This window comes from Mesorhizobium sp. Root102 (assembly GCF_001425625.1).
GTDB lineage: Bacteria > Pseudomonadota > Alphaproteobacteria > Rhizobiales > Rhizobiaceae > Mesorhizobium.
In genome coordinates, this window is the sequence record NZ_LMCP01000048.1 from 152,897 (window position 1) to 166,034 (window position 13,138).

Annotated in this window: 16 protein-coding genes and 1 riboswitch; of the genes, 3 read left to right on the top strand and 13 right to left on the bottom strand. The window is 63.8% G+C overall.

Features of this window, described 5'->3' with window-relative positions; all coding sequences use genetic code 11:
* Positions 1-82: 82 nt before the first annotated feature.
* From ASD12_RS31860 to ASD12_RS31890, 7 genes are read right to left on the bottom strand one after another with little or no spacing between them, the layout of a single operon-like run.
* Positions 83-670, bottom strand: coding sequence for an NAD(P)H-dependent oxidoreductase (locus tag ASD12_RS31860; RefSeq protein WP_056596432.1), 588 nt, complete (start codon positions 668-670; stop codon positions 83-85).
* Positions 670-1,251 (bottom strand): NAD(P)H-dependent oxidoreductase, encoded by a 582-nt coding sequence (locus tag ASD12_RS31865; RefSeq protein WP_056596434.1) that lies wholly within the window; start codon positions 1,249-1,251, stop codon positions 670-672. Before ASD12_RS31865 ends, ASD12_RS31860 begins: the two co-directional genes overlap by 1 nt.
* Entirely contained in the window at positions 1,251-2,654 is a 1,404-nt protein-coding gene (locus ASD12_RS31870; RefSeq protein ID WP_056596437.1) for an FAD-binding oxidoreductase, read from the bottom strand. The genes ASD12_RS31865 and ASD12_RS31870 overlap by 1 nt, the downstream gene beginning before the upstream one ends.
* Positions 2,654-3,955, bottom strand: a complete 1,302-nt coding sequence (locus tag ASD12_RS31875; protein ID WP_056596441.1) for a cytosine deaminase — start codon at positions 3,953-3,955, stop codon at positions 2,654-2,656. Before ASD12_RS31875 ends, ASD12_RS31870 begins: the two co-directional genes overlap by 1 nt.
* 4 nt (positions 3,956-3,959) lie before the next feature.
* Entirely contained in the window at positions 3,960-4,811 is an 852-nt protein-coding gene (locus ASD12_RS31880) for an ABC transporter permease (RefSeq protein WP_056596443.1), read from the bottom strand.
* Entirely contained in the window at positions 4,798-5,622 is an 825-nt protein-coding gene (locus ASD12_RS31885) for an ABC transporter ATP-binding protein (RefSeq protein WP_056596445.1), read from the bottom strand. The genes ASD12_RS31880 and ASD12_RS31885 overlap by 14 nt, the downstream gene beginning before the upstream one ends.
* A gap of 12 nt (positions 5,623-5,634) precedes the next feature.
* Complete coding sequence (locus ASD12_RS31890) at positions 5,635-6,639, bottom strand: ABC transporter substrate-binding protein (protein WP_056596448.1); 1,005 nt, start codon at positions 6,637-6,639, stop codon at positions 5,635-5,637.
* Between the two features lie 265 nt (positions 6,640-6,904).
* Between ASD12_RS31890 and ASD12_RS31895 the strand changes: the two genes are divergently transcribed.
* Positions 6,905-7,288, top strand: a complete 384-nt coding sequence (locus ASD12_RS31895) for a RidA family protein (RefSeq protein ID WP_056596451.1) — start codon at positions 6,905-6,907, stop codon at positions 7,286-7,288.
* A gap of 54 nt (positions 7,289-7,342) precedes the next feature.
* Positions 7,343-8,146 carry a creatininase family protein gene (locus ASD12_RS31900; RefSeq protein ID WP_056596456.1) on the top strand — a complete coding sequence of 268 codons (804 nt, stop codon included), beginning with the start codon at positions 7,343-7,345 and terminating at the stop codon, positions 8,144-8,146.
* On the opposite strand, the gene ASD12_RS31905 is transcribed toward ASD12_RS31900, so the two are convergent.
* Positions 8,147-8,656: a tyrosine phosphatase family protein gene (locus tag ASD12_RS31905; protein WP_056596461.1), complete on the bottom strand. Its 510-nt coding sequence runs from the start codon at positions 8,654-8,656 to the stop codon at positions 8,147-8,149. It lies immediately after the preceding gene.
* Entirely contained in the window at positions 8,653-9,699 is a 1,047-nt protein-coding gene (gene cobD, locus ASD12_RS31910) for a threonine-phosphate decarboxylase CobD (protein ID WP_082525788.1), read from the bottom strand. The genes ASD12_RS31905 and cobD overlap by 4 nt, the downstream gene beginning before the upstream one ends.
* On the opposite strand from cobD, the gene cbiB reads away from it, so the two are divergent.
* Positions 9,698-10,666 carry an adenosylcobinamide-phosphate synthase CbiB gene (gene cbiB, locus ASD12_RS31915; RefSeq protein ID WP_056596465.1) on the top strand — a complete coding sequence of 323 codons (969 nt, stop codon included), beginning with the start codon at positions 9,698-9,700 and terminating at the stop codon, positions 10,664-10,666. The genes cobD and cbiB overlap by 2 nt on opposite strands.
* Before the next feature lie 35 nt (positions 10,667-10,701).
* Here cbiB and cobO read toward each other — a convergent pair whose 3' ends face one another.
* From cobO to ASD12_RS31935, 4 genes are read right to left on the bottom strand one after another with little or no spacing between them, the layout of a single operon-like run.
* Entirely contained in the window at positions 10,702-11,316 is a 615-nt protein-coding gene (gene cobO / locus ASD12_RS31920) for a cob(I)yrinic acid a,c-diamide adenosyltransferase (RefSeq protein ID WP_056596468.1), read from the bottom strand.
* Between the two features lies 1 nt (position 11,317).
* Positions 11,318-11,830, bottom strand: a complete 513-nt coding sequence (cobU, locus tag ASD12_RS31925) for a bifunctional adenosylcobinamide kinase/adenosylcobinamide-phosphate guanylyltransferase (protein WP_056596471.1) — start codon at positions 11,828-11,830, stop codon at positions 11,318-11,320.
* Complete coding sequence (locus tag ASD12_RS31930; RefSeq protein WP_056596474.1) at positions 11,823-12,590, bottom strand: CbtA family protein; 768 nt, start codon at positions 12,588-12,590, stop codon at positions 11,823-11,825. Before ASD12_RS31930 ends, cobU begins: the two co-directional genes overlap by 8 nt.
* Positions 12,591-12,605: 15 nt before the next feature.
* Entirely contained in the window at positions 12,606-12,785 is a 180-nt protein-coding gene (locus ASD12_RS31935; protein WP_056596477.1) for a CbtB domain-containing protein, read from the bottom strand.
* Positions 12,786-12,820: 35 nt separating this feature from the next.
* Positions 12,821-13,018: riboswitch (cobalamin riboswitch) on the bottom strand.
* Between the last annotated feature and the right edge of the window lie 120 nt (positions 13,019-13,138).

Sequence of the window (13,138 nt, forward strand, 5' to 3'; positions counted from 1 at the left end):
GCCAGATTTTGCGAAGCTAGCGCTGCCCCTCATCTGGATGCCGCCATCTTCTCCCCGTAAACGGGGAGAAGGACGCTAATCCTCAAAACCGCTCCAGCTTTCTTCGCACCTTGCCTAAAAACGCCGCCCGCGTCTGCGGCGTCGAGGAATCCATCAAATAGTGTGCCAGGAAAAAGGTCCGGCAGCGCGTCGCGCACAACGCGCGCATGCCGCGCAGCAAGGTCTTGCGTCCCGGCTGACCGACGACGACGCTCCACCAGGTCGGCGCCCCGCAGGTAGTGATGACACCGACCTTGGTCACATGCGTCATCAGCGACTTGATCCGCCCCTTGCCGGCCGGCAGCTTGAAGGCGACATCCGTCGCCCACACCCGGTCGAGCCAGCCTTTCAGCATGGCCGGCAGCCCGTACCACCAGGTCGGATAGACGAACAGGATCGCTTCCGCCCAGTTGAGCAGTTCGAAATGCGGCTTCAGCGCCGGATCCTGCGGCGCCTGGTCGTTATAGGAGCGCCGCTCGTCGCAGCCCATCACCGGGTCGAATTTCTCGGCATAGAGGTCGAGCAGCCGCACCTCCCAGCCTCTTCGCGTCAGCACTTCGACGGCAGAGTCGCGAATTGCCGCACAGAAGCTGTCGGGGACCGGGTGGCAGTAGACCACCAGGGCGCGCATCAGAACGCCTCCATGCGTGCCGCGACCTTGGCCATGAAAGCCTTGCGCGTGCCATCGGTAGACACGTTCATCGCGTAGTGCGCGAGGTAGGCCACCGGCGCGCCGGGTTTGACGGTGGCGCGCAGCATCCGCTTGATCAGCCTGCGCGGCGGATCGCCCATCAGCATGGCGCGGAACCGGCTGCCGCCATAAGTGGTCACCGCCGCAACTTTCTTTATGTTGTGCAGCGATGGCCGCACCTTGCCGTCGACCAGCCTGAACGACACGCCGGGCAGGAAGACGCGATCGAAGAAGCCTTTCAGGATCGCTGGAAAGCCGTAGTTCCAGACCGGATAGGAGAGCACCAGCGCATCCGCCCGCAGCAGGCGTTCGACATAGGGTGCCACCGCATCGGCGGGACCACGCTGGTTGTGATAGTCCAGCCGCTCCTGGCGCGTCAGCCGCGGATCGAAACCCTCGGCATAGAGATCGCAGTCGTCGACCGTATGGCCCGCCGCCGTCAACCGCACGACGGTCATCCTGTGCAGGCCGGCATTGAAGCTGGTCTCGACCGGATGGGCGTAGAGGACAAGAATGTGCATCAGCCGGCCTTCTGCAGCCCCTTGAACAGGAATGTCCGGCCCGAACGGTAATCGTAGTCCGGATTTTCCCAGGCGATCATCTTGCCTGGGTTGAGCAGGCCTTGCGGATCGGTCTCGCGCTTGAAGGCAAGCTGCACCGCGTCGGTCTGCTTCATGCCGCCCTCTTCCAGCGTGTAGCGATGCGGGTTGAAGATCGGGCAGCCATTCGCCTCATGCAGGCGCACGATCTCGTCGAGCCGCGCCTCTGTGGTGAATTTCACCAGCGGCAGGCCGAAGCAGGTTATGTTGCCGTCCAGCCGCACGAATTCGAGATGCGAGAAAACCTCGCCCGGAAACATCGCATCCATCTTCTCGACCAGTGCCAGCTGATTGGGAAAGGGATAAAGCGACTGCAGATAGGTGACCGAAGGGTCGACGCGCAGCGCTCTCAGTGTCGTGTGGTTCCAGGCCAGCTCATAGGCCGGCGGCAGGCCCTTCTTCTCGTCCGGCGTTGCCGTTGCGGCATTGTAGATCACCTCGCCGCCGGCACGCCGGGTGAAGGCTAGAAAGGCATCCAGCCCATGCCGCGCCACCATGACGACGCAGATGCTCTGCCCTTCCCGGAGGAATTTCTGGTGCCGCTTGAAATAGAGCTGCGGCACGGGTGCGGCTATCGGCGTGATCAGCTTGGTCAGGATGCCGTCCTGGCAGGCCAGCGCATTGCCGTAGCGGGCGGCTTCCATGAAGCCGTCGAAGCCGACGATGACATCGACCCAGTCATAAGCAGCGGTCAGCGGCATCTCGACCTCGGTGATGATGCCGTTGGTGCCGTAGGCGTGGGTGACCTTGTGCAGATCCTCGCCAGTGAGCTCGAGCGCTTTCGGCTCGGCCTCCATCGTCACCACGCGCAGGCGAAGCACATTGCCGAAATCGCGCAGGCCGCCGAAATTGATCGAGCCGACGCCGCCCGAACCGCCGGCGATGAAGCCGCCGATCGAGGCCGTGTTGTAGGTGGACGGCGACAGCCGAAGTTCCTGCCCTGAATGCGCCCGCGTTGCCTTGTCGATATCTGCCAGAATGGCCCCCGGTCCGGTCACAACGCGACCCGGCGCGATCGACTTGATCTCGTTCATCTCGGCAAGGTTGAGCACGACGCCGCCGGAGAGCGGCATCGCCTGGCCGTAATTGCCGGTGCCGCTGCCGCGCGGTGTCACCGGCACGCCATGCCGATGACACGCGGCGAGCACGCGGATCAGCTCGGCCTCGTTCTTCGGCGTCACGATCAAATCGCCGGTGACATGGTCGAGCTGCTGCTTCAGCACCGGGCTGTACCAGTAGAAGTCGCGGCTCTTCTGCTGGACGATGGCTGGATTGTCGTCGAGCTTCAGGCCTTCGAGATCGCGTTTGAGCGCCGAAACGTCCATCATTCCACCATCAGTTCGTCGAGTTCGGCATAATCGGGCAATTGCCGGTCGATGGCGCGTCCGCCGCGCACGACGATGCGATCCGATTCGGGGCGCGACAGCAATTCCGTCCAGCTTCGACCTTTGAACACGATGAAATCGGCATCGCCTCCGGCCGCAAGCGTGCCGAAACCGTCGAGCCGCATCACCTTGGCGGGCGTCGCGGTGACCGTTTGCGGCCAGTCGGCGACCGGATGGTCTAAATGCAGGATACGCGTCGCCATGCGGTAGACCTCCAGCATGTCGAGATCGCCATAGGCATAGAACGGGTCGCGGGTGTTATCGGAAGCGACCGCCACCGGAATGCCCCTCGCCTTCATCTCGTGCAGCAGCGTCACGCCACGCCAGCGCGGCGTGGTGTCATCGCCGCGCCGGTCCTGCAGATAGAGATTGCACATCGGCAGCGAGACGACGGCCAGCCCGGCTTTCGCCACCTTGTCCAGCGTGTCGAGCACGTCAAGGTCCGGCTGGCGCGCCAGCGAACAGCAATGGCCGACGAGGATCTTTCCTTCGAAGCCATTCCAGAGTGCGGCCTCCGCGATCTTCTTCAACGATATGGCGGCGACATCGTCGGTCTCGTCGGCATGGAAATCGAGATCGAGACCATGCTTGATGGCTTGCGCGAAGACATGGTCGAGCAGTTCTTCGAGGTCCGGCACCATATAGGTGACGACACCGAGCACGCCTTTGGCCGCAGCAACCCTTTTGGCCAGCCTGTCGAACCATTTCCTGTCGCGCACGCCCTCGATGCCGAGCAGGCAGGCGCCCTGCAATTCGATGCGGCCGCGCCATGTCTCGCGCATCGTCTCGAACACCGGCCAGGAGATTTCCTCCTGCGGCGCGACGCTGTCGAGGTGCGTGCGCAGCGCCCTGGTGCCATGCGCGTAGGCTGAACGCAGCGAGAAATCCATGCGCCGGGCAACGTCCTCGGCGCTCCAGCGTGCCGCACGATCGGCACCGGCGGCATTCAGCGCGCCCATGAAGGTGCCGTCGGGATTGGGCTTTCGCGGCCAGATATGGCCCTTGTCGACATGCGTGTGGCAGTCGACGAAACACGGCAGCACGATGCGGCCGCCAAGATCGACGGCGTCCACCTGCAATGGCGCACGACGATGCGCGGCGATCCCTGCGATCTTGCCCTCAGTGAGAGTGATGTCGGCAAGCGCGAAACCGTCGCGGTCGAAAGCAGCGCCAAGGCCCGGTGTCAGCGACGCGTGAAGCCTGACATTGGCGAGCCGGTATGAACCTGTGTTCGGAATCAAGGGCCTAGCGCTCCTGCTTCAGTGCGCTTTCGTGCCAGCGCCGCAAGATGAGATGCGAAATCAGCGACAGCACGAGGAAGATCAAAATGCCGGTGAGCGAAATCAAGAACAACGCCGCGAACAGCCGCGGCGCGTTGAGCCGGTAGCCGGCCTCGATGATGCGCGAGGCAAGGCCAGACGACTGGCCGGTGGTGCCGGCGACGAACTCGGCGACCACGGCACCGATCAGCGACAGGCCGCCGGCGATCTTCAGCCCGCCGAGGAAATAGGGCATCGCCGCCGGGAGCCTGAGATAGCGCAACTGCTGCCAGCGCGTCGCACCATTGAGTTTGAACATGTCGCGCAGATTGCGGTCGACGGAGTTGAGGCCAAGCGTCGTGTTGGACAGGATAGGAAAGAAGGCGACGATCCAGGCGCACAGCAGAAGCTTGGTCGTCTGGTCGTTTACATAGATGTTGATCAGCGGAAAGATCGCCACGATCGGCGTCACCTGCAGCACGATGGCGAAGGGAAAGAACGACATCTCGACCCATTTCGATTGCGCAAACAGCACCGCCAGCCCGACCCCGCCGATGACAGCCAAAGCCAGGCTGAGGAAGGTGATGCGCAAGGTGACCAGCAGCGAGGAAAACAGCAGGCCGGCATCGTTGTAGAGCGTCCACAGCACCACGCCGGGACGCGGCAGGATGTATTGCGGGATCGCGTTCCATACGCAGATGCGGTCCCACAGCCAGATGGCCAGGATCATGATCGCCAGCGGCAGCATCCAACGACCGATCCGTTCGAACCGCTCCTGGCGCACGCGGCGTGCTTCTTCGGGGTCGAGTTCGAGCACGCGCTCGTCAATGGCCGTCATGATGCGCGCCTGCTGTTGAATTGATGGCCTGGACCAGCACATCGGAGGCCTGACGGCAGAGTGCCGCATAGTCTGGCGAGGTGCGAAACGCCCCGTCGCGCGGATAGGAGGCCTCGATGGCGAGTTCGTCGAACACCCTGCCCGGCCGCGCCGCCATGACGACGACGCGGTTGGACAGGAATACGCTTTCAAAGACGCTGTGGGTGACGAAGACGACGGTGAAGCGTTCGTCCTGCCACAGCTCCAAGAGATCGTTGTTGAGCTTGAAGCGGGTGATCTCGTCGAGTGCCGCGAACGGCTCGTCCATCAGCAGCACGCGCGGTTTGGTCACCATGGCCCGCGCGATCGAGACGCGCATCTTCATGCCGCCGGACAGCTCGCGCGGCACCGCGTCTTCGAAGCCGGTCAGGTGAACCCGCGCCAGCATTTCCGTTACCGCCGGTGCCGCCTTGGCGCGGCTGATGCCTTTCAGCCGAAGCGGCAGCCAGACATTGTCGAAGACGCTGGCCCAGGGCAGCAGCGTCGGCTCCTGGAAGACAAAGCCGATGTTCGAGCGGTCAAGCGCGCCGCCGCCGCGCCAATCGAGCACGCCGGAGGTCGGCGTCGACAGGCCGGCGATCAGCCGTAGCGCCGTCGACTTGCCGCAGCCCGACGGCCCGAGCAGGCTGAGGAAATCACCTTCCCGGATCGTCAGATTGACGTCGCTCAGCGCCGTCACGCCGTTGGAGAAGACCTTGCCGACGCCCCGCAGCGCCAGCAATGTCGAAGCAACGTCCGAGGCCGGCGCTTGCGCCACCTTTTCCCTTATCATGCCGGGGCCGGCCTATTTCTTCAGGTCGAGCCCGACGCCCTTGTTGACGAAGGTCAGTGTGTAGGCCTTCTTGATGTCGATGCCGTCAGGCGTGACCTTGGCCTTGACCATCTTGTCGTAAAAACTCTTGATCCTCTCGTCGGTCATGGCGCCGATGCCGAGCTTTTCGGTGTCGCCGGAATCGGCCAGGCCGAACTTCTTCATCTGCTCGATCGAGAACGCGATCTGCTCGTCGCTCATATCGGGATTGTCTTTCTTGATCAGGTCGTTGGCGGCCTTGTTGTCGCCGTAGAGATATTTGTACCAGCCCTTGGCCGAACCATCGACGAAGCACTGGACCACCTCCGGCTTCTTGTCGATCGTGTCCTGCATCACCTCGATCGTCGTCGAGTAGGTGTCCCAGCCATAGTCGGCGAGCAGGAACTGGTTCGGCACGAAGCCGCCTTCCTTCTTGACCGCGAACGGCTCGGAGGTCACGTAGCCCTGCTGGATCGACTTCTTGTTGGCGAGGAAGGGAGCGGTGTTGTAGGTGTAGGGCGCGCGCTTGGAGGCGTCGAAGCCGAATTCGATGACCATCCACTGGAAGAAGGTCTGCACGCCCTCGTCGCCAAGGATGTACTGATCGGCGTTCTTCAGGTCTTCCCATTTGTCGAGCCCCTCGCCGGGATGGGACATGATGACCTGCGGGTCCTTCTGGAAATCCGCCGCCACGACGCGCATCGGAATGCCTTGCTGGACGGCATCGAAAGCTGACAGCAGATTGCCGCCCATGTAGAAATCGATCTTGCCGGCAAGCAGCATCGGCCGGCCGCTGACCTGCGGGCCGCCCTGCATGATGGTGACGTCGAGGCCGCAGGCGGCGTAGGTGCCGTCCGCCACGGCCTGGTAATATCCGCCATGTTCCGGTTCGGCCAACCAGTTGGTGCCAAAGGTGACTTTTTCATTCGCAGCCGCACCCAGCGTGCTGGCTGCAAGCAAGGCCACAACCGCCACCGAGATCTTCTGTTTTCCGTACATCGACACCACCCTTTGTTTGCTCCGGCGCGCCACGCGCCAGGCTCGACACCAAAGATTCAAGAAGCAAGACACATGCCACCGGCGCCTTGCGCCGGGACCGCCCGCTTGAACGACATTGCACTGCCAAGGGCGGACGGGTCATGCTGTACGGAAGGCATCGTGCCTATTTTTTGAACGCCTGTCCACAATCGCTCGGGCAACATGCACCGCCATCTTGAAGGTGCAATGGGTCAGGCCTTAGGCTGGCGCCAAACCGGAGAATGCCATGTTCAAATTCCTCACCCCCAAGTTGATCAAGCCGCCCTTTGCCCGCTACAGCCACGGCGTCGAGGTGCCGCCCGGCAAGCGACTTGTGCTGTGCTCGGGTCAGGTCGCCATCACCGCGGACGACCAGATACCCGAAGACGCCGGCGCGCAGGCAGAACTCTGCTTCCGCAACATCGAAGCGGTGCTCGGCGAAGCCGGGCTGGGTCTGCATGACATCGTCCGCATCAATGCCTATGTCACCGACCGCGCGCATCTGCGGCCCTACATGGACGTCCGCGACCGGCTGTTTTCGAGCCCCGCGCCAGCCTCGACGCTGATGATCGTCTCGGGATTTGCCCGGCCCGAATTCAAGGTCGAGGTAGAGGCGATCGCGGCCGGGTGATCGACAGGCCGCGCTTGCCGCGCTAGGTCTGCCCGTTCATTGAAGAGGCATAACATGACTGTTGCGAAAAAACGTGTGTGGTGGGGCGACTACCGGACCACCGAATACGCCTCGATCGACCCGGAGGCGACCATCGCCGTGCTGCCGGTGGCGGCGATCGAGCAGCATGGGCCGCATCTGCCGGTTTCGACCGACGCCTCGATCATGAACGGGATGCTCGACACGGTGATCGCCCGTCTGCCCGACGATCTCGACATCCGCATCCTGCCGGTCCAGGCGGTGGGCAAGTCGAACGAGCATCTGCACGCGCCGGGCACCCTCACCCTGCCGGCAACGACGCTGGTCGAAGCCTGGACCGAACTTGGCCTGTCGATCGCGCGCGCCGGCGTGCGCAAGCTGATTGTCGTCAATTCGCACGGCGGCAACGAGGAGATCATGGGCATCGTCACACGCGAACTGCGCGTGCGTGAAAACATGCTGGCGGTTAAGACCAGCTGGCAGCGCTTCGGCCGCCCGGCCGGCATGTACACCGAGCTCGAGGACCGCCACGGCATCCATGGCGGCGATGTCGAGACCTCGCTGATGCTGCATTTCCGGCCCGATCTTGTCGACATGGGCAAGGCCGACAATTTCATTTCCAATGTCGCCAAGGCCGAAAAGGAATTCTCGCTGCTGCGTCACACCGGCACCCACGCTTTTGCCTGGATCGCCAGCGACCTCAACCCGAACGGTGTGGTCGGCGATGCGAGCATCGCGACGGCGGAAAAAGGCCGGCTGACATCGGAACATCAGGCTGACGGCTTCATCAGCCTGCTGCGGGATGTGCGCAAGGCGAAGCTCGCCGACTGGCTGAAGTAGCTAACCGTCTATCCTAAGCGCGAACGGCGTGCCTTCAAAGGCATCCGCGCCGCGCCCGATCGATTCGATCGCCTCGATCATGCGGCCGTTGCGATCAAGCAACGCGTCGGCCACGGCGATCAATCGCGGATTGGGTGTCGCCGAGGGCGACAGCGCCCGCAGCGTCCGCGCCAGTTCGGCCTCGTCACGCTTCGGCGCCAGTGCGGCGGCGATGATATAGGCCGAAGCGGTCGAGCGGCTTATGCCGGCATAGCAATGCACGACCATCGGATTTGCCCGGTCCCACCGGCGCGCGAAATCGAGCAGGTCGCGCACATGATCCTCGCCTGGCATCGTCATGCCGTCCTGCGCCACCGCAATGTCGTGCATGACCAGATGCAGATGGTTCTCCCTGATGATCGAGGCCGGCCGCACCACCTCCGTGCCGGCGGCGAGCAGCGACAGCATGCGATCGGCGCCGGTCCTGGCCACCGTTTCCTCGATCTTTGCCAGCGAGCAGACATGGATCATTGTTTTGAACCCTTTGATTGATCCTCGCGCCGCGCCGCCCATCCGACAAGAGCGGATTCGAGCCGCTGCCATTCCAGTTCACTCCCCGGTAGGCCGGCGCGCAGGACATGTGGCCGGTCGGCAAAATGGCGAAGCAGGATACCGTGCTCACCAAGTGCGGAAAACAGATCGGCGGCATCGGCCAAGCGGAGATAGCGGAACAATGGGGTGCCGCCCGCGACGAGAACGCCGAAGCGGCCGAACAGCGCATCGAGCCGCGCCGATGCTTCCGCAAGGGATGCCCGCATCGCGTCCTGCCAGCCGATGTCGGCAAGCGCGAGGATGCCGTACTCAAGCGCCGGGCCGGCGACGGCCCAGGGCCCGAATTGCGCTTCCAGCCGTTCGACTGTCGCTGCATCGGAAAGTGCAAACCCCAGCCGCAAACCAGCCAGACCAAAGAACTTGCCGAACGAGCGCAGCACGACGATGCCGCCCTTGCCGACATCGCCCGCGAGGCTGTGCTCGCGCGGCCCGACATCCATGAACGCCTCATCGACGACCAGCAGCCCGCCCTTGGCGCGCAGACCGGCAGCCAGCTCCAGCAGACGGTCGCGCTCGATGATGCGGCCATCCGGATTGTTCGGGTTGACGATGATGGCAAGGTCGGCGTCGGCCAGGGCCGCGAAGTCGCGGACCTCGGTCACCTCGTGCCCGGCGATCACTGCTGCGCGGGCATGTTCGGCATAGGTCGGCCCCAGCACCAGCGCCTTGCCGGGCGCGATCAGCGATGCGACGCGCGGCAACAGGATCTGAGTGCCCGGAGCCGCCGCGACGTTGGCTGGCGACGGCGCGCCATAGGTGCTGGCCGCGATCTCTATCAGGTCGCGCGTGCGCGCGGCTTCCGGCAGCCGCGACAGGGTGGTAGCGGGCAGGTCGAAAAGCGGATAGGAGTGCGGATTGATACCGGTCGAGAGGTCGACGAAAGGCCGCGAAGCGTTGGGGAAAAGCGCCCACGCCCGGCCAAGACTTCCACCATGGTCCACCGCTCCTTCAAGAAGCTTCATGTCAGTCCTGATCGCTTTCCTGTCATTGGCCGTCGAATTCGCCCTCGGTTACCCCGACTGGCTGTTTCGCGCCATCGGCCATCCGGTGACGTGGTTCGGCAGGCTGATATCCTTTCTTGACCGCAGGCTCAACCACGCCACTGATCCCGACGCGCTGCGTCGCAAGCGTGGTGTCCAGGCGCTGCTGGTCATCGTGCTGGTGCCGGCGATAATCGGCCTCGGCGTGCAGATCCTGCTCTGGTTCGTTCCAATGGGCCTGATCATCACTGCCCTTCTGGCGACGTCGCTTCTGTCGCAGAAGAGCCTTTACGAGCATGTCGAGGCGGTGGCCGACGCACTCGACACCGGTGGCCTTGCTTTGGGCCGCGTGGCTGTCTCGCGAATCGTCGGCCGCGATCCCGAAACACTGGACAGGGCCGGTGTCTGCCGCGCGGCGATCGAGAGCCTGGCCGAGAATTTTTCCGACGGCATCGTCGCCCCCGCCTTCTGGACCGGCGTTGGCGGGCTGGCCGGCGGCGCTGCCTACAAGGCAGCCAACACCGCCGATTCGATGATCGGCCACCGCACTCCTCGCCACGAGGCCTTCGGCTGGGCGGCGGCGCGCTTCGACGATTGGATCAACCTGCCGGCATCGCGGCTGACGGCGTTGCTGATCGTGCTTGCGGCTTTCCTGGTCAGGGGCGCCGATCCGCGCAATGCCTGGCACGCGGTGTGCCGCGACGCGAAAAAACACCGATCGCCCAATGCCGGCTGGCCGGAAGCGGCAATGGCCGGTGCGCTCGGCCTCGCCCTCGCCGGGCCGCGCTTCTACGGCGGCGTGCTGGTCGACGACGTCTTCATGGGCGAAGGTGGGCGGCGCGAAGCCGACAGCGTCGACATCAGGCAGGCGCTGAAACTCTATCGCGTCGCCGACACATTGCTGATCGCGCTGTTTGGGTTGGTCGCGGTTATTTTCATTGTGGCCTGATCTTACCCTCCCGTTTTGTGGGCGGGTAGAAGCTCTTAGAACTCGATCCCTTGCTGGGCCTTCACGCCCGCGGAAAAATGGTGCTTGGTCGCGCCCATCTCGGTGACGAGGTCGGCGGCCTCGACCAGCGCCGGCTTGGCGTTGCGGCCGGTGACGACGACGTGCAGGCCCTCGCGCCGGGCCTTCAACGCTGCAACCACCTTGTCGAGATCGAGATAATCGTAGCGCAGCGCAATGTTCAGTTCGTCGAGCACCAGCAGGCTGATCGACGGATCGGCCATAAGCTCAAGCACCTTGGTCCACGCGGCTTCGGCGGCTGCGATGTCACGCTTCAGGTCCTGTGTCTCCCAGGTGAACCCCTCGCCCATCGCGTGCCAGACGACGCGGTCGCCGAAGGCGGCGAAGGCGTCCTTCTCGCCGGTGTGCCACTTGCCCTTGATGAACTGGACGACGCCGACGCGCTTGCCATAGCCGAGCATCCGCAGCGCCAGGCCAAAGGCGGCTGTGGTCTTGCCCTTGCCCGGGCCGGTGTTGACGATCAGCAGCCCCTTCTCGACCGTCTTGCTCGCCACTTCGGCATCTTGCACCGCCTTGCGCTTGGCCATCTTGGCGCGGTGGCGTTCTTCTTCCTGATCGTCGATGTCGGTCATGTCATTTCACCTTGAGCGGCAGCCCCGCCACCATCAGCAGCACTGTATCGGCGACAGCAGCGACCTGCTGGTTGAGTCGGCCCGCGGCATCACGAAACCGGCGGGCGAGTGCATTGTCGGGCACGATACCCTGTCCGACTTCATTGGATACCACGAACCAGGGACCACGCGGCCGCGACAGCACGTCCGCCAGCCGATGGCATTCAAGCTCGAGGTCGTGTTCGGCCAGCATATGGTTGGTCAGCCACAGGGTCAGGCAGTCGACAACCACCGGCTGATCGTCCGGCAAGGCTGCAAGCGCGCCGGCGAGATCGAGCGGTGCATCGATGGTCGTCCAGCCTTCGCCGCGCCGCGACCGGTGCAACGCGATGCGTTCACCCATCTCGTCATCATAGGCTTGCGCGGTAGCGATATAAGTCCATGGCGGCGGCAAACCCGTCGCCAGGGTTTCGGCATGCGCGCTCTTGCCGGAGCGCGCACCGCCGATGAGGAAGGTCAATCCCTTGTCAGGCAAAGCTGTCGCGCAGGTTGGTCGCGGTGCCCGTCAAGCGGCCACGCACCACGCCAACGACCGCCCCGAGCACCAGCCAGAACACCAGATTGGTCACCGTCACCGCCACCACGAACTGGTGATGCAACCCTTCCGGAATCGCCGTCTCGTAACTGCCGGGCTGCGGCGCGCCGACAATATGCGGCGCGACGATCAAGGCCACGGCCAGGATCGCCAGCGGCAGCGACTTGCGGAAGGCGATCATGCCAAGGCCGATCGCGGTCGCCGCCACCGTTGCCCACCACCAGATCTGGCGCTCGGTCAGATCGGCAGCCGGCATGGCCGGCAGTTCAGGTGGAAGGCCGAGGCCCGGCGCCAGGGTGAACACGGCAAAGCCGGCCAGCCCCCAGAACACGCCCTGGCGCCAATTGCCGATGCCGCCGGCGAATTCGGAAACCGCGACCAGGATCAAGGCGAAGCCGATGCCAGTGACGATATTGGCAAGCACGCTGAAGGCGAAACGCTCGAAACCGTCTGCCGGCGCCCAACCCTCGTCTTCCGCCGGAGCAGTCGCTTCGGCCGGGGCCGCAGTGCTCATGGCGGTGGTACCCGTTGCGGCCGGTACCGCGGCATGGTCATGGCCATGGCCGCCGCCGGCCTGTTCGTAGACTTCCGCCTTCAGGATCAGCGGCACTGTTGCATAGGCCTGCATGCAGGCGAGAACGACGCCGGCCACGAGCCCCGCGATCGCCGCGATGAACACGACGTTGCGAAACAGGTTCATGATGTCAGATCCTGGTCAGTGGCAGGGAAACGCCATCGAATGGCGATAGTCGTGAGCTGCATTGTGGACCGCATCGATATGCGAGAAGCCGACAAAGCCCATTACGAAAATGCCGAGAAACGCAGCAAGAGCGAGCTGCATGAAGCGCGACTGCGAGGAGACGGAGGTGCCGAGGGAGATGGAAGCGGCAGTCATATCTTGTCCTTTCGCCCTCCACCCGAGGGCATCGAAGTCAGTTTCCTGTCGCCGGCAGGTCTCCTGGCTCGCGGATCAGCGCCCTTCCCCACCTTCCCGAAGAAAAGATCTTCAGTGGCATATGGAGAGGACTACCGCATACAGTTGCGGGGGCAGCCTCGGCATCGGGCGAAACTCGCCCTCACCGCATTCCCTCTTGGCTCCAAAATGGAACCGACGACATTGGCGACTATAGGCAGAATCCTCGCGTCCGGCAAACCAAATTCCGCCGACAACCATCGCAAATGCGTCGTACCAGCCGAGACCCGCCGGTGCCGCAATTGACAATTTTCCTGACCGGGTGTCGGCTGACA